This is a genomic window from Sphingomonas sp. PP-CC-3A-396 (assembly GCF_004343105.1).
Lineage (GTDB): Bacteria > Pseudomonadota > Alphaproteobacteria > Sphingomonadales > Sphingomonadaceae > Sphingomonas.
In genome coordinates this window covers 433,019-457,157 of the sequence record NZ_SLYF01000002.1, presented here as the reverse complement: position 1 = coordinate 457,157, position 24,139 = coordinate 433,019, and the positions used below count along the sequence as shown (strand labels likewise).

Annotated in this window: 25 protein-coding genes; 14 read left to right on the top strand and 11 right to left on the bottom strand. The window is 66.3% G+C overall.

Going from position 1 to position 24,139, the window contains the following annotated elements; translation table 11 throughout:
* Nucleotides 1-40: 40 nt before the first annotated feature.
* A complete protein-coding gene (locus C8J40_RS05835; RefSeq protein ID WP_132737796.1) occupies nt 41-955 on the bottom strand; it encodes an ROK family protein in 915 nt (304 codons plus the stop codon).
* A 188-nt stretch (nt 956-1,143) separates the two neighbouring features.
* Here C8J40_RS05835 and C8J40_RS05830 point away from each other — a divergent pair, with 188 nt between their 5' ends.
* The gene (locus tag C8J40_RS05830) at nt 1,144-1,746 is read left to right on the top strand and encodes a DNA starvation/stationary phase protection protein (protein ID WP_132737793.1); all 603 of its coding nucleotides are present in this window, start codon (nt 1,144-1,146) and stop codon (nt 1,744-1,746) included.
* Nucleotides 1,747-1,900: 154 nt separating this feature from the next.
* Here the strand turns inward: C8J40_RS05830 and glmS are convergent, their stop codons facing one another.
* Genes glmS through glmU form a run of 3 tightly spaced genes read right to left on the bottom strand, consistent with a single transcriptional unit; the run spans nt 1,901 to nt 5,554 of the window.
* The gene (glmS, locus tag C8J40_RS05825; protein WP_132896174.1) at nt 1,901-3,724 is read right to left on the bottom strand and encodes a glutamine--fructose-6-phosphate transaminase (isomerizing); all 1,824 of its coding nucleotides are present in this window, start codon (nt 3,722-3,724) and stop codon (nt 1,901-1,903) included.
* Nucleotides 3,725-3,743: 19 nt separating this feature from the next.
* Nucleotides 3,744-4,178, bottom strand: a complete 435-nt coding sequence (locus C8J40_RS05820) for a hypothetical protein (protein ID WP_132896173.1) — start codon at nt 4,176-4,178, stop codon at nt 3,744-3,746.
* A complete protein-coding gene (gene glmU, locus C8J40_RS05815) occupies nt 4,175-5,554 on the bottom strand; it encodes a bifunctional UDP-N-acetylglucosamine diphosphorylase/glucosamine-1-phosphate N-acetyltransferase GlmU (RefSeq protein ID WP_132896172.1) in 1,380 nt (459 codons plus the stop codon). Before glmU ends, C8J40_RS05820 begins: the two co-directional genes overlap by 4 nt.
* A gap of 62 nt (nt 5,555-5,616) precedes the next feature.
* Here glmU and C8J40_RS05810 point away from each other — a divergent pair, with 62 nt between their 5' ends.
* Together C8J40_RS05810 and C8J40_RS05805 are read left to right on the top strand one after the other, a co-directional pair.
* Nucleotides 5,617-6,285 (top strand): HAD family hydrolase, encoded by a 669-nt coding sequence (locus C8J40_RS05810; RefSeq protein ID WP_132896171.1) that lies wholly within the window; start codon nt 5,617-5,619, stop codon nt 6,283-6,285.
* Nucleotides 6,282-6,641: a hypothetical protein gene (locus tag C8J40_RS05805; RefSeq protein ID WP_132896170.1), complete on the top strand. Its 360-nt coding sequence runs from the start codon at nt 6,282-6,284 to the stop codon at nt 6,639-6,641. The genes C8J40_RS05810 and C8J40_RS05805 overlap by 4 nt, the downstream gene beginning before the upstream one ends.
* Before the next feature lie 198 nt (nt 6,642-6,839).
* Here the strand turns inward: C8J40_RS05805 and C8J40_RS05800 are convergent, their stop codons facing one another.
* The 4 genes from C8J40_RS05800 to C8J40_RS05785 are packed head-to-tail and all read right to left on the bottom strand — an operon-like array spanning nt 6,840 to nt 9,379.
* Nucleotides 6,840-7,829: a nucleotidyltransferase family protein gene (locus C8J40_RS05800; RefSeq protein WP_132896169.1), complete on the bottom strand. Its 990-nt coding sequence runs from the start codon at nt 7,827-7,829 to the stop codon at nt 6,840-6,842.
* Nucleotides 7,814-8,674 (bottom strand): HprK-related kinase A, encoded by an 861-nt coding sequence (locus tag C8J40_RS05795; protein ID WP_132896168.1) that lies wholly within the window; start codon nt 8,672-8,674, stop codon nt 7,814-7,816. The genes C8J40_RS05800 and C8J40_RS05795 overlap by 16 nt, the downstream gene beginning before the upstream one ends.
* Nucleotides 8,671-8,946, bottom strand: coding sequence for an HPr-rel-A system PqqD family peptide chaperone (locus C8J40_RS05790; protein ID WP_243693223.1), 276 nt, complete (start codon nt 8,944-8,946; stop codon nt 8,671-8,673). The genes C8J40_RS05795 and C8J40_RS05790 overlap by 4 nt, the downstream gene beginning before the upstream one ends.
* Nucleotides 8,947-8,950: 4 nt before the next feature.
* Entirely contained in the window at nt 8,951-9,379 is a 429-nt protein-coding gene (locus C8J40_RS05785; protein WP_132896166.1) for a hypothetical protein, read from the bottom strand.
* A 116-nt stretch (nt 9,380-9,495) separates the two neighbouring features.
* Between C8J40_RS05785 and C8J40_RS05780 the strand changes: the two genes are divergently transcribed.
* From C8J40_RS05780 to C8J40_RS05740, 9 genes are all read left to right on the top strand, one after another.
* Entirely contained in the window at nt 9,496-10,722 is a 1,227-nt protein-coding gene (locus C8J40_RS05780) for an ATP-binding protein (RefSeq protein ID WP_132737769.1), read from the top strand.
* 46 nt (nt 10,723-10,768) lie between these two features.
* On the top strand, nt 10,769-11,839 hold the full coding sequence (locus C8J40_RS05775; protein ID WP_132896165.1) for a substrate-binding domain-containing protein: 1,071 nt from the start codon (nt 10,769-10,771) through the stop codon (nt 11,837-11,839).
* A gap of 295 nt (nt 11,840-12,134) precedes the next feature.
* The gene (pstC, locus tag C8J40_RS05770) at nt 12,135-13,511 is read left to right on the top strand and encodes a phosphate ABC transporter permease subunit PstC (protein ID WP_132896164.1); all 1,377 of its coding nucleotides are present in this window, start codon (nt 12,135-12,137) and stop codon (nt 13,509-13,511) included.
* Nucleotides 13,504-14,802, top strand: a complete 1,299-nt coding sequence (gene pstA / locus C8J40_RS05765; protein ID WP_132896163.1) for a phosphate ABC transporter permease PstA — start codon at nt 13,504-13,506, stop codon at nt 14,800-14,802. Before pstC ends, pstA begins: the two co-directional genes overlap by 8 nt.
* Nucleotides 14,802-15,581, top strand: coding sequence for a phosphate ABC transporter ATP-binding protein PstB (gene pstB / locus C8J40_RS05760; RefSeq protein ID WP_056489020.1), 780 nt, complete (start codon nt 14,802-14,804; stop codon nt 15,579-15,581). The genes pstA and pstB overlap by 1 nt, the downstream gene beginning before the upstream one ends.
* 14 nt (nt 15,582-15,595) lie before the next feature.
* Nucleotides 15,596-16,285, top strand: coding sequence for a phosphate signaling complex protein PhoU (gene phoU / locus C8J40_RS05755; protein ID WP_056057297.1), 690 nt, complete (start codon nt 15,596-15,598; stop codon nt 16,283-16,285).
* The gene (phoB, locus tag C8J40_RS05750; protein WP_055873047.1) at nt 16,285-16,977 is read left to right on the top strand and encodes a phosphate regulon transcriptional regulator PhoB; all 693 of its coding nucleotides are present in this window, start codon (nt 16,285-16,287) and stop codon (nt 16,975-16,977) included. The genes phoU and phoB overlap by 1 nt, the downstream gene beginning before the upstream one ends.
* A gap of 128 nt (nt 16,978-17,105) precedes the next feature.
* Nucleotides 17,106-17,453 (top strand): hypothetical protein, encoded by a 348-nt coding sequence (locus tag C8J40_RS05745; RefSeq protein WP_132737757.1) that lies wholly within the window; start codon nt 17,106-17,108, stop codon nt 17,451-17,453.
* 97 nt (nt 17,454-17,550) lie between these two features.
* A complete protein-coding gene (locus tag C8J40_RS05740; RefSeq protein WP_132896162.1) occupies nt 17,551-18,450 on the top strand; it encodes an SDR family NAD(P)-dependent oxidoreductase in 900 nt (299 codons plus the stop codon).
* 271 nt (nt 18,451-18,721) lie between these two features.
* Here C8J40_RS05740 and C8J40_RS05735 read toward each other — a convergent pair whose 3' ends face one another.
* Nucleotides 18,722-19,033: a PilZ domain-containing protein gene (locus tag C8J40_RS05735; protein WP_165911371.1), complete on the bottom strand. Its 312-nt coding sequence runs from the start codon at nt 19,031-19,033 to the stop codon at nt 18,722-18,724.
* Between the two features lie 255 nt (nt 19,034-19,288).
* Complete coding sequence (locus tag C8J40_RS05730) at nt 19,289-19,735, bottom strand: phasin family protein (RefSeq protein ID WP_243693222.1); 447 nt, start codon at nt 19,733-19,735, stop codon at nt 19,289-19,291.
* A gap of 259 nt (nt 19,736-19,994) precedes the next feature.
* On the opposite strand from C8J40_RS05730, the gene C8J40_RS05725 reads away from it, so the two are divergent.
* A complete protein-coding gene (locus C8J40_RS05725; protein WP_132896160.1) occupies nt 19,995-21,296 on the top strand; it encodes a UDP-glucose/GDP-mannose dehydrogenase family protein in 1,302 nt (433 codons plus the stop codon).
* A 75-nt stretch (nt 21,297-21,371) separates the two neighbouring features.
* On the opposite strand, the gene C8J40_RS05720 is transcribed toward C8J40_RS05725, so the two are convergent.
* On the bottom strand, nt 21,372-23,279 hold the full coding sequence (locus C8J40_RS05720) for a gamma-glutamyltransferase family protein (protein WP_132896159.1): 1,908 nt from the start codon (nt 23,277-23,279) through the stop codon (nt 21,372-21,374).
* 144 nt (nt 23,280-23,423) lie between these two features.
* Between C8J40_RS05720 and C8J40_RS05715 the strand changes: the two genes are divergently transcribed.
* A complete protein-coding gene (locus C8J40_RS05715; RefSeq protein ID WP_132737742.1) occupies nt 23,424-24,038 on the top strand; it encodes a TetR/AcrR family transcriptional regulator in 615 nt (204 codons plus the stop codon).
* The last annotated feature ends 101 nt before the right edge of the window (nt 24,039-24,139 follow it).

Below are 24,139 nucleotides of genomic sequence, written 5' to 3'. Positions count from 1 at the left end.
GTGCCTCCAGTTCTTGCTACGAAGCGGTAACGAGGTACGGTTAAGACGCCGTAAACGACGTTTCCAGCTGATGGCCGAGCGCCTGTCCGCCGAGCACGATCGCCCCGAGCGGCCCGGCATTGTTACCAAGCGCAGGCGGCACGATGAACGTATCGGTCAGCGCGACCTCGGGCAGAGTGATATAGCCCCCCAGGCTGCGCGTCATTGCTGCGCGGACGCGGGGGAACAGGTGCGACGCGCCCATCACACCACCGCCCATCACGATCCGTCGCGGGATCCCGGTCAGTACCAGCGTGTGACACAGCTGCCCCAGCGCATCGGCGACCCCGTCCCAGACCGGATGCTCGGCCGGTGCCTCGTCCGCAGGATGGCCGATCCGGGCGGCGATCGCCGGACCGGCGACCAGGCCTTCGATGCAGGCGCCGTGGAACGGGCAATTGCCGATCCAGTCGTCGCCGTGGAACCGTGCAGGCCGGATATGACCGAGCTCGGAATGCGTCAGCCCGTCGACCGGGCGGTTGTTCGCGATCAACCCCGCGCCGACGCCGGTACCGACGGTCACGTACGCGATATCGGGCAGCCCCTTCGCCGCGCCCCAGAACGCCTCGGCGAGCGCCGCGCCGACGACGTCGCTGTGGAAGCCGGTCGGCACGCCGTACCGGCGCTGCAACCGCCCTGCGACATCGGTGCCCGCCCAGCCCGGCTTGGGAGTCGAGGTGATGTGGCCGTAATCATGAGAATGACGATCGATCGAGACCGGACCGAAGCTGGCGATGCCGATCGCGACGAACCCGCTCCACCGGTCGAGCACGGCTTCGATCGCCGCCATCGTCTCGTCGGGCCGGGTAGTCGGGATACGCACGGTTTCCTCGATCTGGTCGGGCCCGCGCGCAAGAATACAGATGCATTTGGTCCCGCCGAGTTCGATACCTGCGACCAGAGGTGCTTCCGTCATCCCAAACTCCCAACACGTTGCGGCGGCCCGCTTCCTTTGTGGACGCCACACAGTCAAGGGGGCGCCGACGGGTAATGATGCTAAGCCCACCGGACGCGATCACTGTGAGCGGACAATTCGTTCGCAGTCGATCCGCGGAGTCGTGCGTTCAACGAGTTCGGTTTACGTCAACAGACAGGAATTTCCCGATGGCGAAGAAGCCCGCAAAATTGCCCAAGCTCGATACCTCGGTCGAGGCGCAGCCGCAGTACAAGGTCGAGTATCGCGAGATCCAGCCTTACGGCACGCTCAAACGCCTGCCGATCGCGCTGGAAGACAACGCCCGCGCGCAGAGCGTCGCGACGCTGAACCAGGTGCTCGCGGATACGATGACGATCCGCGACATGTACAAGAAGCATCATTGGCAGATGTCGGGCGCCACCTTCTACCAACTGCACCTGCTGCTCGACAAACATTACGAGGAGCAGGCGGCGCTGGTCGATCTCATCGCGGAGCGGATCATGGCGCTCGGCGGTATCTCGATCGCGATGGCGCACGACGTCGCCGAGATGACGACGATCCCCCGCCCGCCCAAGGGCCGCGAGGATGTCCCGACGCAGCTCGCCCGCCTGCTCGAAGCGCACGAGATCATCCTGCGCCAGGCGCATGAGGGCGCCGAAGCTGCCGACGAGTCCGGCGACGATGGCACCAACGACCTGCTGGTGAGCAACATCATCCGCACGCACGAGCCGCAGGTGTGGTTTCTCGCCGAGCATCTCGCCGAGACCGAACTGGTCCGCAGCGACAAGTAAGGCGATGTTTGCAATCCTCCCCCGCAAGGGGGAGGTGGCAGGCGCCAGCCTGACGAAGGGGGAGGAAAGGAATTACCGCTGTTGCGCGTTCCTCCCCCTCCGTCACCTTCGGCGCCACCTCCCCCTGGCGGGGGAGAATTTAAACGCTCGTACGCTACTCGACCGTGACGCTCTTCGCGAGGTTGCGCGGCTGGTCGACATCCGTGCCCTTGAGCACCGCCACGTGATACGCCAGCAACTGCACTGGCACCGCATAGACCAGCGGCGCGATCAGCGGGTGGACCTTGGGCATGGTGATCGTCGCCATGCAGCCTTCGCCGGCCGCCTGGATGCCGTCGTAATCCGAGATCAGCACGACCTTGCCGCCGCGCGCCATGACTTCCTGCATGTTGCTGACGGTCTTGTCGAACAGCGGCCCTGACGGCGCGATGACGATGACCGGGACATGCTCGTCGATCAGCGCGATCGGACCGTGCTTCATCTCGCCGGCGGCATAGCCCTCGGCATGGATGTAGCTGATCTCCTTCAGCTTCAGCGCGCCTTCGAGCGCCAGCGGATAATCCGTGCCGCGGCCAAGATATAGCACGTCGCGCGCGCTCGCGATCTTGTGCGCCATCGCCTCGATCGCCTCGTCATACGCAAGCGCGCCGTTGAGCGCGGCAGGGGCCTCGGCGAGGTGGCGGACGATCTCACGCTCTTGATCCTTTGTCAGCAGCCCCTTTGCGCGCGCCAGGTTTGCGGCAAGCGCGGCCAGCACGGCAAGCTGGCAGGTGAACGCCTTGGTCGAGGCCACGCCGATTTCCGGCCCGGCATGGGTCGGCAGCAGCAGATCTGCCTCGCGCGCCATCGAGCTAGTCGGCACGTTCACGACGACCGCGATCTTCTGGCCCTCGGCCTTGGCGTGGCGCAGCGCTGCCAGCGTGTCCGCGGTCTCGCCCGATTGCGAGATGAACAGCGCCAAGCCGCCGTCTTCCATCACCGGCGCGCGGTACCGGAACTCCGACGCGACATCGAGATCGACGGGAACGCGCGCGAACTGCTCGAACCAGTATTTGGCGACCATGCCGGCATAGAAGCTTGTCCCGCACGCGACGATCGTCACGCGCTTGATGCTCGACAGATCGAATTCGGGGATCGGCAGCGAGACCTCGCCTTCCATCCGCTTCAGGTACGAGCGCAGCGTCTGCGCGACGACGATCGGCTGCTCGTAAATCTCCTTGAGCATGTAATGCTTGTGGTTGCCCTTCGAGATCACATCGCCGGTGACGCCCGAAATCGTGATCGCACGCTCGACGGGCGCGTTGTCGCGGTCGTAGACCTGCGCACCGTCACGCGTGAGCACGACCCAGTCGCCCTCGTCGAGATACGCGATCCGCTGCGTCAGCGGCGCGAGCGCGAGCGCGTCGGACCCGAGGTACATTTCGCCCTCGCCGTGCCCGACGACCAGCGGCGAACCGAGCCGCGCGCCGATCAGCAGATCCGGATGCTGGCGGAACAGGATCGCCAGCGCGAACGCACCGTGCAGCCGCGGCAGGATCTCTCGTACGGCGGACACCGGGTCCATCCCTGCCTCGATCCTCTCGCTGACCAGATGCGCGACGACTTCGGTGTCGGTCTCGCTGGTGAACGTGCGCCCGCGCGCGATCAACTCGTCGCGCAGGGGCTTGAAGTTCTCGATGATACCGTTGTGGACCACGGCGACCTCGCCTGTGGCGTGTGGGTGCGCGTTGTTGGTGGTCGGGCCGCCGTGCGTCGCCCAGCGGGTATGGGCGATCCCGGTCTTGCCCGGCAGCGGATGCGCGGCGAGTTCGTTCGCGAGGTTGACGAGCTTTCCCGACGCACGCCGCCGCTCGATCGCGCCGTCATGATCGGTGGCGATGCCAGCCGAGTCATACCCGCGATATTCGAGCCGCTTCAGGCCGTCGAGCAACCGGCCCGCGACGTCGTCGCCGCTCAGAATTCCAACGATACCACACATAACGCCTGTCCGTTCTCGTTCAGTCGACCGAGAGGAGCTGTTCGCCCCGCTCGATGACAACATGGGTCTGATAATAATATTTGCCGGTCGGGCGGCCGTCGTAGGTAAAGTTGATCCGTACCCGGCGGGCTTCGCCGTCGACATGGATCGTCCGCCCCTGCAACGCGGTGTCGACAGGGGTACCGAGCCGGCTTTCGAGCTGCGCCTGCGCGATCGGTCGAACCTCGAGCGAGAGGTTGCGCGGGTCGCGATAGTCGATTTCCGAATTGAGATAAAGGCTCGATCCCTGTCGTCCTGACGCACGCACCGTCATGACGAAGACGCCCGGATACGCACCGGGGGCCAGCGCCGCGGCCCGCTCGATCGCGACCATCGGCACTACCGCATCGCGCGAAATCTGAGGCGTGGCGCAACCAGCCAACGCTGCGAGTAGCGCCGGTGCGACGATCCTCATGCCCGCTTCCTGGCAAGCATTCTCTCACGGAAACGCGCCGCCCAGCCGGGTTTGGCGATCTGTTCGGGACGGACCAGCGCGAGCGCGTCGGCCTCGACATCGGCGGTCACCACCGAGCCGGCTGCGACGATCGCACCGGCGCCGATATTCACGGGCGCGACCAGTGCCGAGTTCGAGCCTATGAATGCGCCTTCGCCGATGACGGTGCGGTATTTAAAATAGCCGTCGTAATTGCAGGTGATCGTCCCCGCGCCGATGTTCGCGCCTGCACCGATGTCCGCGTCGCCGATATAGGTGAGGTGGCTGACCTTCGCGCCCTCGCCGATAACGGCTTTCTTGACCTCGACGAAATTGCCGACCTTGGCATCCGCGCGCAGTTCCGCGCCGGGGCGAAGGCGCGCGAACGGGCCGACATTGGCACCCTTGCCAACGGTGGCACCTTCGACGTGGCTGAATGCGTGGATCGTCGCGCCGTCCTCGATCCGCGCGCCGGGGCCGAACACGACGTTGGGCTCGATCACAACGTCACGACCAAGCTGCGTGTCGTGCGCGAACCAGACGGTGTCGGGCGCGATCAGCGTCACGCCATCCGCCATCGCCTGTGCGCGACGCATCGCCTGCCAGGCAGCCTCGACGCCGGCGAGTTCGCCACGGCTGTTGACGCCGGCCACCTCGTCCGCGCCGGTTTCGATGACGGCGGACGAACGGCCGGCGGCGGCGGCAAGCTCGACGATATCGGTAAGGTAATATTCGCCCGCCGCATTGTCGTTGCCGAGCCGGTCGAGCAACGCGAACAGGTCTGTCGAACGCACGGCCATCAGCCCGGAATTGCAGAGCGTCACCGCGCGTTCCGCCTCCGATGCGTCCTTATACTCGACGATCCGGTCCATCCGGCCCGCAGCGTTGGCGATGACGCGACCATAGGCGCCGGGATCGGCGGGGCGGAAGCCCAGCACGACCACCGCAGGCATATCGTCGCCGTGCAACCGGTCGATCATCCGCTGCATCGTCGCCGCGGTGACCAGCGGCACGTCGCCATAGAGGATCAGAACGTCGCCTTCGAACCCGGTAAGGGCCGCGCGGGCCTGCGCCACCGCATGGCCGGTGCCGAGCTGTTCGGCCTGGAGCGCGGTGGCGATGCCGTGTGGCGCGACCGCCGCCTCGACCTGCTCGCGCCCCGCCCCGGTGACGACGACCGTCTTCGCGGGGTGCAACGCCGCCGCGCTTGCGACCAGATGCAGCAGCATCGGCCGCCCGGCGATCGGGTGAAGCACCTTGTGCAGGTCCGATTTCATCCGCGTGCCCTTGCCGGCCGCGAGGATCACCACCGCGATCGGATGCGCCGGAAACGGTTGGTCGTTGGAATGCGTCGTCATGGAAGGATCGCTGCCACGAAAGCCTTGCCAATTCCATAGCGTCGCTGGCAGGCCCCTGTGCAATGACGCATTTTTTATTCGATATCGTCGGGTTCGACCTCGACGGCACGCTGCTCGACACCAGTGGAGACCTTGCCGCCGCGGTCAATCATGCGCTCGCCACGGTCGACCGCCCTGCTCTGACCGTCGAGCAGGTCAAGCCGATGATCGGCGGCGGCGCGCGGCATATGCTCAAGCAGGGCCTGACCGCGACCGGCGGCTATGACGAGGCGATGCTCGACACGCTGCATGCCAAGCTTCTCGCTTACTACGAGGCGAATATCTGCGTGCATACCAGACCGTATCCGGGCGTGATCGAGGCGCTCGACGCACTGGCGGCGAAGGGCGTGACGCTCGGCATCGTCACCAACAAGATCGAGCGGTTCGCACGGACCGTGCTCGCCGAACTCGGGCTGACCGAGCGATTCGCGTGTATCCTCGGCGGGGACACTCTGACCGAGTCGAAGCCCTCGCCGATGCCGATCCATGCGATGGTGAAGCTGTGTGGCGGCGGCCGCGCCGCGTTCGTCGGCGATTCGGTCTTCGACATCCAGGCCGGACAGGCGGCGGGGTTACCAACGATCGCATGCAGCTTCGGCTTCCTTATGCAGCCGGTCGCCGAGCTTGGCGCCGACGCGGTGATCGACGGCTACGACGAACTGATGCCGACGCTGGAAAGGCTCGGCGCATGAACCGGACGACGCTCACACGCGTCGCGCTGGTCCTGGCAGTGGTGTTCGCGGTGACGATGGCGCTGCTGCCGAAGCCGCCGCACATGCCGACCGACCAGTTCGGCGACAAGTTCGAGCATATGCTTGCGTTCGCCACGATGGCGTTGCTGGCGGCGCTCTCGTTTCCGACCGCGCGGCTGTTCCGGATCGGCGAGCGGCTGTCGTTCCTCGGCGCGCTGATCGAGGTGCTGCAGTCGATCCCGTCGCTCCACCGCGATTGCGACATCCACGACTGGATCGCCGATACGCTGGCGATCACGTTGGTATTGCTGATCGTCTGGGCGGCGCGGCGCGGGCGTGGCGCGCGGTTGCCTTAACGCCGGGCGAGCTGAAGCGCAGCGTCCTCCTCCCCGTCGCCGCCGCCTCCCCATTCCCGTCACCCCAGCGAACGCTGGGGTATCCCCCTTGGCGGGCGATGCGGCCTGCACGATGAGATCCCAGCTTTCGCTGGGATGACGGCGAGAGAGATAGGAAATGATGGGCGTAGAGCAGCGGCTCTGGAGACCGAGACAGGCTCACCCCTTCCTGAACTTGGTCCAGAGATGTCGCACCAGCATCGCCGGGGGCATGCGCAGCCAGTGCGAGCGGACATAGAAAGCGAACCGGGTCAGCGGGCGCGTTGGCCTGCCCCAGCCATCGAGCGCGGTCAGGCGGCGGATGTAGAGGCGATCGATACCGCCCGTGCGGCCCTCGCCGAACAGCGCATCGACCAGCCGCAGCGATCGCGCCACCTCCCGGTGCAAGCCATGGTGAAGCGCGTCCGCGCCGAGTCCTTCGGTCCCGAACTCGTCGACCAGACAGCGGATGTCCCACAGGTTGCGCACCCCCCCCGCCAGATCGCCGTCGCCAAACAGGTGCGCCGCGGCGTGGACGATCATACCGTTGGAGGAGAGCGTGCGCAGGCGGTTCTCCAGCGCCACGCTCCCCTCGATCAGCGCCCCCGCATCGGGCGTGATCCGCGCGGTCAGCGGCAGGATCGTATGGTGGACGTCGATCATCCGATCGCGCTCGCGGTGGATCAGGGGCGGGAGCTCGTGCATCCAGCGGCGGTAATAGACGTCGTCATACGGGTCGGGCTTCACCCATTCCCACCCCGCCGCGAGCAACGCCGCCTCGACCGCGTCGAGCGAGGTCCGTGGTACCAGGATGTCGAGATCGCCGATCGACCGCCCCTGCCCCGCCGACAACCCCGCCGCGACGAACGCGGTGCCCTTCAGCAGCACGACCGGGCAGTCGACCGCGGCGAGCGCGCGCCGTGCCATCTCCGCCTCCCACAATGCCGCGCGCCTGCCGTGCTCCGCGGCGGCCCGCGCGTCGGCGAGTATCGCCTTCACCGCGTTCGGCATCGCTAAGCCGTCGAGCCGCACCGCCAGCGTCCCGATCAACTGCTCCGCGCGTGCCATCGCCAGCAACGCGGTCCACCCTTCCGCATCGAGCCCGACAACGCTCGAGGGATTGGCCAGCGCGCGCGCGAGCATGCGGGCGTCGGTCACAGGTCCGCCCATAAGGCCTCGACCTGTTCGATCGCGCGCGGACCATCGGGATAATCAACCGCAATCGCGGGCACGTCGGCGATCAGCCCGGTCAATCCGCGAAACCCCGCCTCGCCGAGCGCGACATAGTTGGTCGAGGCCTGCGTCATCCGCACGAACGCCTCTCCGGGCTGGACCGACCGCGTCTCGGGATCGAACCCGTAGCGCGGGAACACCAGCAACGCCGGCCGCGCAGGCACGTCCATCGCTGCGATCGCCCGCGCATCGGGGACCATGTGGCGGATGTCGCCCTTCGGCGTCGCGCGCAGCAGCGGCCCCATTCGCGTATCCGGCCATGCCGCCTGGGCCGCGGCAATCCCCTCGTTCTTCAGGCTGATCAAGCGCGGGAACGCATGGACGAGCCCGGTCGCGGGATCGAGCAGCACGAACTCGTCGCCCATGAACCGCCAGCCCTTCGCCGCCAGCAAGGTCGCGAGCGTCGACTTCCCCGCCCCCGATACGCCGGTCATCAACAGCGCCCGCCCATCGCGCTCGACCGCCGACGCGTGGAGCAGCAGATACCGCCGCGCACCCAGCGCCATCTGCAGGTTCATCGCCATCTCGGCGGCGAGCAGCCCCTGCCGCAACGGCAGCGGGGCAGCCTCGGGCAGCATGTAATCGCCGCCGATCTCGACCGACGGGCGGAGAAAACGCCGCCAAGGCCGACGCGCGAACAGCCGGACAGTGAAGTCGGGAACGCCGTCGAGCGGCTTGGGATAATCGCGGTACAGCGTTTCGAGGTGCGCGATCGGCGCGCGCCAGTCCGAACCGATGCGGAAGCCGACCGGGCCGATCCGCACGGAGAAGGCGTGCCTCATGCGCGCTCGACCAGCCCGGCCTCCACCAGTTCCTCGAGCCGCGCCGCCAAAGCCTCGCGGGTGCCGTCAGTCAGATCATAGTCACGCCCGAGATGCACGAGCAGCGCATCGAGCGACCGAGCACCATCCTGCACAGCGACGAGTATCTGCGGCGCGGGGTCGGTCAGCAGATGCGTGATCCCCGACGCACGGTGATAGACCGCGGTAAACTCGTCGAGCGGTGCAATCAGCAGGCCATCGCTCGGCGGTGCGCGATAGACCGAAATATCCACGGCCTCAGCCGCGCGGCATCTGCAGCGATGCGAAACAGGTGAAGCCGCCCTGGCCACGCTGCAACCGGCGGATATATTTGACATAGGCGCGGCTGCGCTCCGAATCGGTCCCGGGCAGCGTGCTGCCATTGGCCATCGCCCGCTTGACCTCTTCGCCCTTGAACGGACGTGGCGACGACGGGAACGCCCCCTTGGTGCGTGCGGGAACGACCTTGCCATCGGCATCGATGTAGCTGCCTGCGCGGCTGGCATCGGGGACGGGTATTTCGCAGTTCAGTACCGACCCTGCGGTCTGCGCGAGCGCAGGCCGGATCGACATCACCGCACCGGCCGTCACCGCACCGAGCGCCAGCACGCGCCGCCGCGACGGCACGCCGGCGCTTGCGGCGGCATCCGGGTTAGGCGGGTCCTGAGTGAATCGCGTATCGTCCATGATGCCCCTGCTATAGTGCAGCCCTTTCACAATCCTGAAGCGCTGACAATATAGCCGCGCCGACCGTACCGAACTAGGACGGGCGAGCGCCCAGTCTGCGCGCCCTGGAGATTACAATGCTATCGGGATTTGGCCTGCGTACCTTCTGGGCGATCGTCGTCGTCGTCGTCGCATCGATCGGCGTGTTCGCGATTACGCGCGACGTGCAGGGTGCGATCGTCGCGGTGGTCGGCGGGATCGCCGCCGCGCTGGTCGCGGCAGGGACTGGCGACGAGGCGCCTGCCCCCGACGATGCGGCGCATACCGCGCCGTCGGTGCTCGACGACGTCCTCGATGCGATCGTCGCACCGGTGCTGCTGGTGCAGGACGGGCGCGTGACGCTCGCCAACCGGGCCGCTCGGACGTTGCTCGGCGCGCATATCCTCGGCGAGGATGCGCGCGTCGCGATCCGACATCCGGCGGCGGCCGAGCGACTGGGGACTCCGGGACCGATCGATGGCGAGCGGCCGATCGAACTGGTCGGGCTCGGCACGCGCGACCAACGCTGGGAGATGCGGCTGAGCGAGGCATCGGACGGACAGCGGATCGTCCACCTCGTCGACCAGACCGGCAACTATGCCGCCGAACGGATGCGGATCGATTTCGTCGCCAATGCGAGCCATGAGCTACGCACGCCACTCGCGTCGATCCTCGGCTTCATCGAGACGCTGCGCGACGAGGCGGGCGAGGATGCGGACGTTCGCGCGCGCTTCCTCAAGGTGATGGACGACGAGGCGCGGCGGATGCAACGGCTGGTCGAGGATCTGATCTCGTTGAGCCGAATCGAGGCGGAGAAGTTCCGCCTGCCCGACAGCGCGGTCGATCTCGCGCAGTTGGTGGAGGATACGCGCGAGGAACTGGCCGACGCAGCGGGTGATCGCGGGCAGGATCTGGTCGCGACGATCGCTTCGGACCTGCCGGCGGTATCAGGCGACCGCGTCCAGCTGTCGCAGATGCTCCACAATCTGATCGGCAATGCGATGAAATACGGTCGCGCGGGGACGCCGGTGACGATCGCGCTGAAACGCGACGATGCCGGCATGATCCGCCTGTCGATCCGCGACGAGGGCGACGGCATCGCGGCGGTCCATATCCCGCGGCTGACCGAGCGCTTCTATCGCGCCGATGCAGGCCGCAGCCGGTCGCTAGGCGGCACCGGGCTCGGCCTCGCGATCGTCAAGCACATCGTCGAGCGGCATCGCGGACGGCTCGATATCGCCAGCCAGGTCGGCGTCGGCACCACCGTGTCGGTCATTCTGCCGCCAAGCGGCGTGGTGGCAAAAGGCGGTGTCATAAAAGGGTAACGCAACTGTCACACAGGATCGCCTTAAGTACCGCTAAGGCCGGTGCATGACGGGAATTCTGGTGCAGCGGTTCGTTCTTCTAGGAGTGTTGGGGGCGGTGACGGGCGCTCTGACGGCGTGCGTCGATCAGGCGAACGGCGGCGGTGCAGGCTCGCGCGACCAGATCACCGCGGTCGGGTCCTCGACCGTCTATCCGTTCACGACGATGATCGCCGAGCAGCTGGTGGCGAACGATCCCGATGCGAAGGCACCGGTGATCGAATCGACCGGCACCGGGGCTGGCATGAAGCTGTTCTGCGCAGGAATCGGCGCAGCGCACCCCGATATCGAGGATGCCTCGCGCCGTATGAAGGCGAGCGAATATAAGAGCTGCGCCGAGAACGGCGTGCGCGACGTGATGGAGATCCAGGTCGGGATCGACGGGATCGCGTTTGCCGAGGCGAAGAACGGCCCGAAGATGCAGCTGACGCCGACCGATCTCTACAAGGCACTCGCCGCCAATCCGGGCGGCAAGGTGAACACGGCACGGGTGTGGCGTGACGTGAACCCGGCGCTGCCCGCGGTGCCGATCCAGGTTTACGGGCCGCCCGGAACGAGCGGCACGCGCGATGCACTCGCCGAGTTGATCCTTACCAAAGGGTGCGAGGCTAGCGATCCTTTGGCCAAGCCGCTCGCGAAGTCCGATCCCGATGCACACAAGGCGCTCTGTACGCGGGTGCGCGAGGACGGCGTGTACGTGGACGCGGGCGAGAACGACAATCTGATCGTCCAGAAGCTGCAGTCGAACCCGAATGCGATCGGCGTATTCGGGTACAGCTATCTCGAAGAGAATAAGGACGCGGTGAACGGGGTGTCGATCTCGGGCGTCGCGCCGACCTATGCGACGATCGCGGACAATGCGTATCCGGGGTCTCGGCCGCTGTATATCTATGTGAAGAAGGCGCATCTGACCGCCATTCCGGGATTGCGAAACTTGCTGAAGCTGTATGCGGCGAATTGGGGTGTGAGCGGGCCGCTGGTGAAGCGCGGGCTGATCGCGGCGCCCGCTGCGATCCAGGCGCGATCGGCGGCGATCATCGCGAACGAGACGGTGCTGGATCCGGCGGTGTTGTCGTGATCGGTTTCTCGCAGAGCCGCACCCCCTCCCTCGTTCCCCCGCGAACGCGGGGGCCCAGGAGCCAAGCTCGCGGTCCGAACTTAGCTGGGCCCCCGCGTCCGCGGGGGAACGAGAGTGCGGCGGTGACGGTGTCACGCCAAAACGCAACCACCCCGGCGCGCGCAACCACCCCGGCGAAGGCCGGGGCCCAATTGGGCAACGCCCCGTTGGCTGATGCTGCGCTCTCTTACCTCGACCTTTCCAATTGGGCCCCGGCCTCCGCCGGGGTGGTACTTATGGACGGGCAACCCGCATAATGTCCGCCATCGCTCTCCTCTTCCTCGTCGCAGGCCTCGGTCTCATCGGCTGGCTCACCGCGCGCGTCCGCGCCACCCGCTTCCGCGCCGGCAGCACCGCCAGGTTCAGCTCACTCCCCTCGCATCACGGCTGGTACGTCGCGTTGTGGACCGCGATCCCGCCGCTCGTATTCCTCGTGGTGTGGTCGGTAACGTCGCCCGCGCTAGTCACCGACGCGGTCCTCGCGACCCCGGCGGCCATCCAGCTCCCCCCACCCGGCTTCGACCGCGCCTCGATCCTGTCCGAAGCGCGCAGCCTCGCCGAGGGCCGCAGCTTCGGCGCCTTCCACGGACTCGCGCAGACGCTCGCCCCCTCCTACGCCGCCGCGCAATCGCGCTACGACTGGATCGCCACCGCCGCCGCGTTGCTGCTCGCCTTTGCCGGCGGCGCGTTCGCGTTCACTCGCGTCAGACCCGGGTTCGGCGCGCGGACTCAGATCGAGCGGGTCGTTATGCTCGCGCTGCTTGGCGCGTCGCTGATCGCGATCCTCACCACCGTCGGGATCGTCGCGTCGCTGCTGTACGAATCGGTGCGGTTCTTTTCGGTCGTGCCGATCACCGACTTCCTGTTCGGGACGCATTGGAGCCCGCAGGTGATCGACGCGCGCGATCCGGGCGCGTCGCTCGGCGCGGTGCCGTTGTTCTGGGGGACGTTCTTCATCGGCGCGGTGATCGCGATGATCGTCGCCATCCCATTCGGGCTGATGAGCGCGATCTACCTCACGCAATATGCCAAGCCTACCACGCGCAAATGGATGAAGCCGATCCTCGAGATGCTCGCGGGCGTGCCGACCGTCGTCTACGGTTATTTCGCCGCGCTGACCGTCGCGCCGGCGGTGCGCGATCTCGCGGTGTCGATCGGGATCAGCTGGGCGTCGTCCGAAAGCGCGCTCGCCGCGGGGCTCGTGATGGGCATCATGATCATCCCGTTCGTGTCGTCGATGGCGGATGACTCGATCGCCGCGGTGCCCTCGTCGATGCGCGACGGTAGTCTCGCGATGGGCGCGACCTCGTCCGAGACGATCCGCCGCGTGCTGCTCCCGGCAGCCCTCCCCGGTGTCGTCGGCGGCGTGCTGCTGGCCGTGTCGCGCGCAATTGGCGAAACCATGATCGTCGTCATGGCAGCGAGCGGCGTCGCGACGCTGACGCTCAACCCGTTCGCCAGCACCACCACCGTTACCAAGCAGATCGTCGACCTGCTGACCGGCGAGGCGGAGTTCGACAGCCCCAAGACGCTCGCCGCGTTCGCGCTGGGCCTGACGCTGTTCGTCGTCACCCTCCTTCTCAACATCGTCGCGCTCCGCGTCGTCAAACGGTACCGCGAAGCCTATGACTGACACGCTTGTCACCCCCCTGCCGACCAGCACGGCCGAGCCAGTGCGCCGCGTGCCGACCGACTGGACGACGCAGGCGATGCAGTCGCGGATCAAGCGTCGCTACGCGTCCGAGCGCCGCTTCCGTTTCGCCGGGCTCGCCGCGGTTTGGATGTCCGCGGCATTCCTCGCCTTCCTGCTGTTCTCGATGCTGAGCCAAGGCGCGAGCGGGTTCGTCGAGACGCGCGTCGCATTGCCGGTCGATCTCGCGGCGGCAAAACTCCCGATCGAGCCTTCGCGGCTGGTCGGACGCGGCGCCGATCTCGCGCTCGCCGGCGCCGGCCTCGAAGGCACAGTGCTGGCCGCCGCAAGCACCGCCTACGGCAAGGACGGCGCGAACCTGTTGTCCGACGGCGCGTGGGCCGTGGTCCGCGATGCGATCAAGGCCGACCCGTCGCTACTCCAGCGCAAGACGGTGTTCGAAGTCCCCGTCTCCAGCCCGATCGACGTTGCCGCCAAGGGTGTCGGCACGCCCGAAGCCGAGGCGACCTATGCACGCCTCAACGCCCGCGGCGCGGTGTCGCGCGGGTTCAATGCCGGGTTCCTGACCTCCGCCGACTCGACCGACGCCACCCGCGTCGGGATCTGGGGCGCGTTCAAGGGATCGCTGTTGACGATGGCGGTTACGCTGTTGCTCGCCTTCCCGATCGGCGTGCTGTCGGCGCTGTATCTCGAGGAATACGCGCCGAAGAACCGCTGGACCGACCTGATCGAGGTGTCGATCAACAACCTCGCGGCGGTCCCGTCGATCATCTTCGGGCTGCTCGGGCTGGCCGTGTTCCTCGGCACGTTCGGGATGCCACGCTCGGCGCCGATCGTCGGTGGCCTGACGCTCGCGCTAATGACGATGCCCGTCATCGTGATCGCCGGGCGCAACGCGATCAAGGCGGTCCCGCCGTCGATCCGCGATGCAGCACTCGGCGTCGGCGCATCCCCGGTCCAGGTCGTGTTCCACCACGTCCTGCCGCTAGCGCTGCCCGGTATCCTCACCGGCACGATCATCGGCATGGCGCGTGCGCTGGGCGAGACCGCGCCGCTGCTAATGATCGGCATGCGCGCGTTCATCGCCGCGCCGCCGTCGGGCCTGAACGACCCGGCGACCGTGCTGCCGGTGCAGATCTTCCTCTGGTCCGATCAGGTCAGCCGCGGCTTCGTCGAGAAGACATCGGCGGCGATCATCGTCCTGCTCGTCTTCCTGCTCGCGATGAACGGCGTCGCGATTTACCTCCGTTACCGATTCGAGACCCGCTGGTGATGCCAAAACATTCTAAGCCTCCCATCCTCAAGATGACGGCGCGCAACGTCTCTGTCGCCTATGGCAGCAAGATCGCGATCAACGACGTCTCGATCGACGTCGACCAGGACGAGGTCGTCGCGTTCATCGGCCCGTCCGGCTGCGGCAAGTCGACCTTCTTGCGCACGCTAAACCGCATGAACGACACCGTCGCCAGCGCCCGCGTCACCGGCGAGATCAAGCTCGACGGCCAGGACATCTATTCGCCCGACATGGACGTGGTGCAGCTCCGCGCCCGCGTCGGCATGGTGTTCCAGAAGCCCAACCCGTTCCCGAAGTCGATCTACGAGAACGTCGCCTATGGCCCCCGCATCCACGGTCTCGCGGGCGCAAAGGCGGATCTAGACCGGATCGTCGAGAAGTCGCTGCGGCGGGCCGGCCTGTGGGACGAGGTCAAGGATCGGCTGAGCGACAGCGGCACCGCCTTGTCGGGCGGCCAGCAGCAGCGGCTGTGCATCGCGCGCGCGATCGCGGTCGATCCCGAGGTCATCCTGATGGACGAACCGTGTTCGGCACTCGATCCGATCGCGACCGCCAAGATCGAGGAGCTGATCCACGAACTGCGCGGCCGCTATGCGATGGTGATCGTCACGCACAACATGCAGCAGGCGGCGCGCGTCAGCCAGAAGACCGCGTTCTTCCACCTCGGCACGCTGGTCGAATACGGCAACACCTCGGACATCTTCACCAATCCCCGCGAAGAGCGGACCAAGGATTACATCACCGGCCGCTACGGCTGAGTGGGGAAACGACCATGAACACGCATACGGTCAAGGCCTTCGACAACGACATCGGCGAGCTCCGCGGGTTGATCTCGCAGATGGGCGGGCTCGCCGAGGACGCGATCGACAAGGCGATGCAGGCGCTGCAACGCAACGACCTCGCGCTCGCGGAACAAGTGCGCGTCGCCGACAAGCAGATCGACGTCATCGAGGCGGAGGTCGAGCGACTCGCGGTGCGGATCATCGCACTGCGCGCGCCGATGGCGGTCGATCTCCGCGAGGTGGTCGCAGCGCTGAAGATCGCCGGCGTCGTCGAGCGGATCGGCGATTACGCCAAGAACATCGCCAAGCGCGTGCCGATGATCGAGAGCGAGCACCGGATCGAGCCGATCTCGATCCTGCCGGCGATGGGCCGAATGGCGAGCGAGATGGTCCACGACGTGCTCGACGCGTTTGCCGCGCGCGATCCCGAGGAAGCCGTCCGCGTCGTCGAATGCGACAATGCGCTCGACGATTTCTACGACAGCATATTCCGCACGCTCGTCACCTACATGGTCGAGAATCCCAGGACGATCGGCCAGGTTGCGCATCTGCTGTTCGTCGCCAAGAACCTGGAGCGGATCGGCGATCACGCCACCAACGTCGCCGAGATGGTCTATTTCGCCGCGACCGGCACGCAGATGGTCGATCGCGAACGCGGCATAAAGAAGGAGCAGGCATAATGGCACGCGCGAAGATGCTGCTGGTCGAGGACGACGCCGCCCTCGCCGAATTGCTGGTCTGGCATTTCAAGCGCGAGGATTTTGAGATCGCGCATACTCCGGATGGCGAGGAAGCGCTGCTGCTGGCCAAGGAGAAGGTGCCCGATATCGTCCTGCTCGACTGGATGGTCGAAGGGCTTTCGGGGATCGAGGTATGCCGTCGCCTTCGCCGCGCACCCGAGACGCAGAACGTGCCGATCATCATGCTCACCGCACGCGGTGAGGAAGAAGATCGTGTCCGTGGCCTCGAGACTGGTGCCGACGATTATGTGACCAAGCCGTTCTCGCCGCGCGAACTCGTCGCCCGCGTCGGGGCCGTGCTGCGCCGCGTCCGCCCTGCCCTCGCCGGTGAAGCGCTGAGCTATGCCGACATCGAGATGGATACGGTCGGCCACAAGGTCCGTCGCTCGGGCGAAGTCGTGTCGTTAGGGCCGACCGAGTTCCGGCTGCTCAAGCATTTCCTCGAGCATCCGGGCTGGGTGTTCTCGCGCGAACGGCTGCTCGATGCGGTGTGGGGGCATGACTCGGATATCGAGAGCCGGACGGTCGACGTGCACATCCGGCGGCTACGCAAGGCGATCAACGTAGGCGAGCGTCCGGACATCATCCGCACTGTTCGTTCGGCCGGCTATTCGCTCGATACGGGGGGATAAGGACTCTGTCCCGCTATGGGTCTAGCGGCGGGACGAATGGAATCGGATGCGAAACGAAGGACCCAAGCGCGACTTAGTGCGTTCAGACGTCGCGCTACCAAAATGGTGCACCCATTTAGGAGATTCATATGAAGTCCATCCTTCTCGCCGCCGCCGCTCTTCTCGCGTCGCCCGTGATTGCCCAGACGACGCCGCCGGCAGACCCCGCCGCGCAGACCGCACCGGCCGATCCCGCGATGCAGGCACCCCCGGCCGATCAGGCTGCACCCGCCGATCCTGCAGCGCCTGCTGACCCTGCAATGGCGGCCCCGGCCGATCAGGCTGCGGCACCGATGGCAGCCGCACCGATGGCACCGGGCGCAGGCCGCGTGACGTTCGGTCAGCCGACTGTGACGCCGCCGACGCCAGCACCCGCCGAGTATCCGGTGTGCTCGAAGACGGTGAAGGACGGCTGCCGCAACCGCGGCGGCAAGTAACCGGCCAGACGCTGGCGGCAGGTGATCCTGCCGCTTGCGTAGACAGCTTTACGTTCTAGGAAAGGCGCTCCAACTATAAGAGAGGAGCGCCTTTTCCATGTCTATAGGTTTTGAGGGCCGCGTCGCGATCGTCACCGGCGCTGGCGGCGGTCTGGGCCGCGAATACGCGCTCGAGCTCGCCCGCCGTGGCGCGAAGGTCGTCGTCAACGATCTCGGCGGCGCCCGCGACGGCACGGGCCATTCCGACGCTGCGCTGAAAGTCGTCGAGGAAATCGAAGCGGCTGGCGGCGAGGCGATGTCGAACGGCGGCAGCGTCACCGATTACGACCAGATGGTCGAGATGGTCGCGCGCGCCTCTGAAAAATGGGGCGGCGTCCACATCCTGATCAACAACGCCGGCGTGCTGCGCGACAAAAGCTTCGCCAAGATGGAACCCGCCGACTTCAAGTTCGTCGTCGACGTCCACCTCAACGGCTCGGCCAACGCCACCAAGGCGGTATGGGACACGATGCGCAGCCAGAATTACGGCCGCATCCTGATGACCGCGTCGTCGACCGGTCTCTACGGCAATTTCGGCCAGGCGAACTACGGCGCCGCCAAGCTCGGCCTCGCCGGCCTGACCAAAACGCTCGCGATCGAGGGTGCGAAGAACAACATCAAGGTCAACACGATCGCGCCGACCGCAGGCACGCGGATGACGCAGGACATCTTCCCCGAGGAAGCGTTCAAGGCCTTTTCCCCCGACAAGGTCGCGCCCGCCGCGGTATTCCTGGTGTCGGAGGATGCCCCCACCAACATGATCGTCGGTGCCGGCGCTGGCGTGTTCCAGGCGGCGTACGTGACGCTGACGCAGGGCAAGCTGCTCACCGGCGACGATCTGTCGGTCGAGGGCGTCGCGGCACACTGGGATGCGATCATCGACCGCGCGGGCGAGATCGTCCCGCAGTCGGGCTCGGAACAGTCGATGAGCATCCTGGGGAAGCTCCAGGGGCGGTAACGGCGCGGGGGCGGTAGGGCCGCACAGCCTGTCCGCTCCCGGGGCCTTCCAAATCGTCAATCGACCCAAAGCCCGTCAATCGACCCACAACCCGTCAATCAACCCTCAACTCGTCATCCCAGCGAAAGCTGGGATATTTGTGTGGCAGCACGCACCCGTAATCACGGGGATATCCCAGCTTTCGCTGGGATGACGGGTTGTGGGTGAGCTCGCACCGGCCCTGGGAACGCACGAGGTACTGACCCAAAAATCGACGAGGCGAACGCGTCGGCTACCGCTCGTAGGGATTGTTCAACTCCGCAAGCCAGCCCGCGGCGGGCGGCGTGACCTTTTCGTCAGCACCCCGCCGCGATCGCGCGCGCGCGACGTCGATCGGCGTATGGAACTTCAATCCCGCCAGTCCACCTCGCACCCAGACGACGTCCGCGGGGGCCGACTGGACCTGGCCGATCGCGACGACCACTACGCTACCCACCACGAGGCCATCCGGCTGTACGATGCAGATCCCGGTTTTCGAGATATTGGTCACGCGATGACTTTCAGCGGCGCTGTGATTGAGCCGAAACACATCGGCCTTGAGCATCACACTGGTTCGCGTAGCTCGCGATAAGGGAACGGCCCGATCCATCTTCCACTCGATAATTACGCACCGTCGCAATCGCGCGTTGCCGTGGCGGGTGCAACACCGGCGGAGAAAAACTTCAAGGCTGGCGGTCCACTACTCCGTCTTCTTATCGGAGCGGCGGCGTTCTTGCTCGTCCGTACGCCGCTCCACCCCCACAAGACGCTGGCCGCCGCCCGTCAGATCATCGGCGCCTAGTGCCAGATTCGCGAACCGTCACTTCGGGCCGTCGCCGCGCAAGGGTGCGACCGCGTCCTTGCCGAACTTCATGATCATCTCGCCGATCTCCCGCGCCTGGCTCATGCTGCGCTGGCTCTGCTCGCGGAGGTAATCGCCCTGGATCTTCATGACCTGCGTCAGATCCTTTGCACTGGCCGCCTCGCGCATCGCCGCGAACGCCTCGCGCGCATTCTGCTCGGCCTGATCGATCATCGCCTTGCCGATCGTCGCGCCGCCCTCGGCGATCTTCCCGCCCGATTCCTTCATCGCCTCACCGGCGCGCTTGGCTGGATCGAGGACCTTCTCGGAGAACGCGTTGCGAGCCTGCTCTGCGCCAGCCTGCATCGTGTCGGTTGCATCCTTGGCGGCGCGGGCCGCGCGGTCCGTCGCCGCCTTGTTCTGCGCAACGCCCTCGTCGATCGCGCTCTTGATGTCCTCGGCCATGCTATCGCTCCTTTTGCGGTGAAGGATAATGATGTGAGATCAACCGGCGCCGCGGCGTTTGGTTGCGCGATCACGGCTGGCCTCCGACGGCGCGTTTCATCCTCACGGCCTTTGCTCCCGGCCTTGGCATCGGCACCGATGTCACCACCGGCAAATCTGTCGCCGCCCTCCTGCCCCGGTCCTTACAAGTCACCCGCAGGTCGCTTGCATGCCCACTCGTTTATCCCAATAGGGAGGTCGGGTCTCGAGGAACGTGAATATGCGCATCACAATGATCGGTTCAGGGTATGTCGGTCTCGTTTCCGGCGCGTGCTTCTCGGATTTTGGGCATGACGTCTGCTGCGTCGACATGGATCAAGCCAAGATCGACGCGCTTCATGCCGGCCGCATGCCGATCTTCGAACCCGGGCTCGACCTGCTCGTCGCCTCCAACGTCGCCGCGGGCCGCCTCACCTTCACGACCGATCTGGCCAGTGCGGTAGCGGGCGCGGATGCGATCTTCATTGCCGTCGGCACGCCGTCGCGACGCGGCGACGGGCATGCCGATCTCCGCTATGTCTTTGCCGCGACCGAGGAAATCGCGGCGGCGATCACGGGTCCGACTGTGGTCGTGACCAAGTCCACCGTGCCCGTCGGCACCGGCGACCGGGTCGAGGCGATCCTGCGAGAGAAGCGCCCCGACATCGACGTCGCGGTCGTTTCGAACCCCGAATTCCTCCGCGAAGGCGCCGCGATCGGCGACTTCAAGCGCCCCGACCGGATCGTCATCGGCACCGAGGACGAGCGCGCCAAGCAGGTGATGCGCGACGTCTATCGCCCGCTATATCTCAACGAATCGCCGATCCTGTTCGTCGGTCGGCGGACGTCCGAGTTGATCAAATATGCGGCCAACGCGTTCCTGGCGACCAAGATCACCTTCATCAACGAGATCGCGGACCTTTGCGAAGCGGTCGGTGCCGACGTCCAGGACGTCTCGCGCGGGATCGGGCTCGACAACCGGATCGGCAAGAAATTCCTGCATGCAGGACCCGGCTATGGCGGTTCGTGCTTCCCCAAGGACACGCTGGCGCTGCTCAAGACCGCGGAGGATTACCAGACGCCGGTGCACATCGTCGAAGCGGTGGTGAAGGTGAACGACAGCCGCAAGCGCGCGATGGGACGCAAAGTGCTGGCGACGCTAGGCGACAGCCCGCGCGGCAAGACGGTCGCGCTGCTGGGTCTGACCTTCAAGCCGAACACGGACGACATGCGCGACGCCCCGAGCCTGGCGATCGCGACCGCACTGGCAGATGCGGGCGTGACGGTACGGGCGCATGACCCCGAAGGCATGGAGCAGGCCAAGGCGATGCTGCCTGATCTGGTATATTGCACCGACGCCTATGATGCGGCCGACGGCGCCGACGCCGTGGTGATCGTGACCGAGTGGGACGCGTATCGTGCGCTCGATCTCCCCCGGTTGAAGGGGCTGCTTGCGGCGCCGGTAATGGTCGATCTCCGCAACGTGTATCAGCGCGCCGACGTCGAACAGGCTGGCTTCACTTATACCGCCGTAGGGCGCTGAGCCCGACGAACCTTGTTCTCCCGCGAAGGCGGGAGCCCAGTCTGGGTCCCCGCCTTCGCGGGGACACAAGCTGCCTCAATATGCCAGCGCACACCCATCGGCACGCATCTCGCTCGCCGCCGCATAGACGCGCGTCGGCCCATCCATCCGGTGCTCGACGCATTCGTACCGCCCGAACCCGCCATCGGGATCGCCGATCGTCCAGCCGATCTCCGCCAGCCTCTGCCGCGTCGCCAGCGGCACGCCGCTTTCCAGCCTGAGCAACCCGGTCGGCCCTAGCCCCGCGGCATCCTCGCCCATCGACTGCGACGATCCCTCGTGATGCCAGCGCGGTGAATCCCCCGCCGACTGGATCTCCAGCCCGTAATCGACGCGGTTGACGATGATCTGCGTCTGCCCCTGCGGCTGCATGTCGCCGCCCATCACGCCGAAGCTCATCCACGGATCGCCCCCGCGCGTCGCGAACCCCGGGATGATCGTCTGGAACGGCCGCTTGCCCGGCGCATAGATGTTGGGATGGCCGTCCTTCAGGCTGAACAGCTGCCCGCGATCCTGGAACATGAAGCCCAATGTCCGTCCATCCGGCCCGTCCGCCACCAACCCCGATCCCATGCCCCGGAAATTGGACTGGATCATCGACACCATCAGCCCGTCCTTGTCGGCACAGCTGAAATAGGTGGTGTCGCCACGGCTCGGTGCCTGGCCCGGATAGACCGGCGTCAGGATCCGGTCGGGCCGGATCAGCTTCGCGCGCTCGGCCGCATATTCCTTCGAGATCAGCCATTCGACCGGCTGCTTCGAAAAATGCGGATCGGCATAATACCGCGCGCGGTCCTCGTACGCCAAACGCTTGGCCTCCGCCTGGAGGTGGATCGACAGCGCCGACTGGAACCCCGCCTTCTTCAGATCGAAGCGTTCGAGGATGTTGAGCATCTGCAACGTCGCCAGCCCCTGCGTGTTCGCGCCGAGCGCATGGACCGTCGTCCCGCGATAGTCGGTCTGGTTGGGCTCGATCCATTCGGAGCGATGCGCGGCAAGATCCTCGTACCGCAGCCACCCGCCGATCCGCTTGAAATACCGGTCGGCCGCCCGCGCCAGATCGCCCTGATAGAACGCATCGCGGCCACCCGCGGCGATCGCGCGATAGGTGCGCGCGAGATCGGGGTTGCGGAACACCTGCCCCAGCGCCGGTCCCTTGCCGTCCGCCAGGCCATAGGTACGCAACGCGTTGGCGACCTCCTCGAGCCCGTTGCCGGGCCGCTGGAACGCGACGAGGCTGCGGCGGATATAATAAGCGATGATGTCGGGAACCGGCGCGCCCGCCTCGGCATGCGCGATCGCCGGCTGGAACAGGTCGGCCCAGGGCAGCTTGCCGTAGCGCTGGTGCATCTGCCACCACGCATCGACCGCGCCCGGCACCGAGACGCTGAGCGCACCCAGCGCCGGCAGCGCACCGTTCTTCGCCCGCGCCCGCACCGTCTCCAGGCTCAGGCCACGCGGACTCTTGCCGGAGCCCGCCAGCCCGACGACCTTCTTCAGCTTCGGATCCCAGATCATCGCATAGGCATCGCCGCCGATCCCGCTCGACGTCGGCTCGAGAAACCCGAGGCACGCATTGATCGCGATCGCCGCATCGACCGCCGAGCCGCCGCGCTTGAGGATGTCGATCCCCGCCTGCGTCGCCAGCGGATGCGCGGTTCCCGCCGCACCGTTCAAGCCGTAAGCTGCGGTGCGCGACGCGAAGCTCGCGCCGACCGGGCGATCGCCGGCATGTACGTCCGGCCGGATAAAGCGGTCCTGCCCGGCGTTCCACACCGGCGGCAACGGGGCTTCAGCGGCAGTTGCGGGTTGCGGCGCACCACCCTGCCCCGGCCCTTGCGCGCCCTGACTACCCGGCGTGCCTCGCGTGCCGGTCTGCGCTCCCGACATCGCCGGCAACAGCGCGGCGGCGGGCAAAGCCGCGATGAAAGTCCGACGTTGCATGATCTACTCCCCTGACACGCGCGTATCCTCGCCTGCGATGATCGGAACGGCAACCCCGTGCCTGCTCCCCCCGCTGAGCAGAGCCGAGCCCAAAGCGCTCTACTCGCTGGACGTTTCGCCGTGCGTCCCTATATACCGACCGGTATGAATAGGCTTTGCACGCTCACCGCCCCCAAGGGCCGCCCCCGCGAGTTCGATCTCGACGAAGCGCTGGCGGGTGCGTTGCGCGTGTTCTGGCGCAATGGCTACGAAGGCGCGTCGATGGCCGAACTGACTGCAGAGATGGGGATTACCAAGCCCAGTCTCTATGCGGCGTTCGGCAATAAGGAAGCGCTGTTTCACAAGGCGCTCGACCTCTACGAGCGTGAGAAGCTCGCCTATATGACGTCTGCGCTGGCCGCACCGACCGCGCGTGCCGTAGCGGAAAACCTGCTTCGGGGCGCTCTCCAGATGCAGATGAGCACCTGCGATCCCAAGGGGTGTCTCAGCGTCATCAGCAGCGTTGCGTGCAGCGCCGAAGCCGAGCCGATCAAGGCCGAAGTCGCGAAGCGCCGCGCGTCGTCCGAGGCCGCGCTTATGAAGCGGTTCGACGAAGCCAAGGCGGCGGGCGAGTTCCCTGAAGGCCTCGAGTCGCACGCGCTGATGCGCTACCTCTTCGCGATCATGCAGGGGCTCTCGATCCAGGCTGGATCGGGCGCGACCTGCGTCGAGTTGAAACAGCTCGTCGAGACCAGCATGCTGATGTGGCCGACCAAATAGACACGGTTTCTACCGCGCTGCGGGAAAAAATACCGCCCGGTACAAAAGTCTGTTGACTAGATGAACCTCAGGTTTATATACCGACTGGTATCGAAGCTCTC

What these genes read in the sequence shown, in the direction of transcription:
- pstB (WP_056489020.1), top strand. Translation starts at nt 14,802, where the DNA reads ATGCCAAAACATTCTAAGCCTCCCATCCTCAAGATGACGGCGCGCAAC.
- C8J40_RS05735 (WP_165911371.1), bottom strand. Translation starts at nt 19,033, where the DNA reads ATGCTCAAGGCCGATGTGTTTCGGCTCAATCACAGCGCCGCTGAAAGT.
- C8J40_RS05775 (WP_132896165.1), top strand. Translation starts at nt 10,769, where the DNA reads ATGACGGGAATTCTGGTGCAGCGGTTCGTTCTTCTAGGAGTGTTGGGG.
- pstA (WP_132896163.1), top strand. Translation starts at nt 13,504, where the DNA reads ATGACTGACACGCTTGTCACCCCCCTGCCGACCAGCACGGCCGAGCCA.
- pstC (WP_132896164.1), top strand. Translation starts at nt 12,135, where the DNA reads ATGTCCGCCATCGCTCTCCTCTTCCTCGTCGCAGGCCTCGGTCTCATC.
- phoU (WP_056057297.1), top strand. Translation starts at nt 15,596, where the DNA reads ATGAACACGCATACGGTCAAGGCCTTCGACAACGACATCGGCGAGCTC.
- glmU (WP_132896172.1), bottom strand. Translation starts at nt 5,554, where the DNA reads ATGACGACGCATTCCAACGACCAACCGTTTCCGGCGCATCCGATCGCG.
- C8J40_RS05800 (WP_132896169.1), bottom strand. Translation starts at nt 7,829, where the DNA reads ATGGGCGGACCTGTGACCGACGCCCGCATGCTCGCGCGCGCGCTGGCC.
- C8J40_RS05795 (WP_132896168.1), bottom strand. Translation starts at nt 8,674, where the DNA reads ATGAGGCACGCCTTCTCCGTGCGGATCGGCCCGGTCGGCTTCCGCATC.
- C8J40_RS05830 (WP_132737793.1), top strand. Translation starts at nt 1,144, where the DNA reads ATGGCGAAGAAGCCCGCAAAATTGCCCAAGCTCGATACCTCGGTCGAG.
- C8J40_RS05805 (WP_132896170.1), top strand. Translation starts at nt 6,282, where the DNA reads ATGAACCGGACGACGCTCACACGCGTCGCGCTGGTCCTGGCAGTGGTG.
- C8J40_RS05780 (WP_132737769.1), top strand. Translation starts at nt 9,496, where the DNA reads ATGCTATCGGGATTTGGCCTGCGTACCTTCTGGGCGATCGTCGTCGTC.
- C8J40_RS05730 (WP_243693222.1), bottom strand. Translation starts at nt 19,735, where the DNA reads ATGGCCGAGGACATCAAGAGCGCGATCGACGAGGGCGTTGCGCAGAAC.
- C8J40_RS05715 (WP_132737742.1), top strand. Translation starts at nt 23,424, where the DNA reads ATGAATAGGCTTTGCACGCTCACCGCCCCCAAGGGCCGCCCCCGCGAG.
- C8J40_RS05720 (WP_132896159.1), bottom strand. Translation starts at nt 23,279, where the DNA reads ATGCAACGTCGGACTTTCATCGCGGCTTTGCCCGCCGCCGCGCTGTTG.
- C8J40_RS05810 (WP_132896171.1), top strand. Translation starts at nt 5,617, where the DNA reads ATGACGCATTTTTTATTCGATATCGTCGGGTTCGACCTCGACGGCACG.
- C8J40_RS05835 (WP_132737796.1), bottom strand. Translation starts at nt 955, where the DNA reads ATGACGGAAGCACCTCTGGTCGCAGGTATCGAACTCGGCGGGACCAAA.
- phoB (WP_055873047.1), top strand. Translation starts at nt 16,285, where the DNA reads ATGGCACGCGCGAAGATGCTGCTGGTCGAGGACGACGCCGCCCTCGCC.
- C8J40_RS05740 (WP_132896162.1), top strand. Translation starts at nt 17,551, where the DNA reads ATGTCTATAGGTTTTGAGGGCCGCGTCGCGATCGTCACCGGCGCTGGC.
- C8J40_RS05725 (WP_132896160.1), top strand. Translation starts at nt 19,995, where the DNA reads ATGCGCATCACAATGATCGGTTCAGGGTATGTCGGTCTCGTTTCCGGC.
- C8J40_RS05785 (WP_132896166.1), bottom strand. Translation starts at nt 9,379, where the DNA reads ATGGACGATACGCGATTCACTCAGGACCCGCCTAACCCGGATGCCGCC.
- glmS (WP_132896174.1), bottom strand. Translation starts at nt 3,724, where the DNA reads ATGTGTGGTATCGTTGGAATTCTGAGCGGCGACGACGTCGCGGGCCGG.
- C8J40_RS05745 (WP_132737757.1), top strand. Translation starts at nt 17,106, where the DNA reads ATGAAGTCCATCCTTCTCGCCGCCGCCGCTCTTCTCGCGTCGCCCGTG.
- C8J40_RS05820 (WP_132896173.1), bottom strand. Translation starts at nt 4,178, where the DNA reads ATGAGGATCGTCGCACCGGCGCTACTCGCAGCGTTGGCTGGTTGCGCC.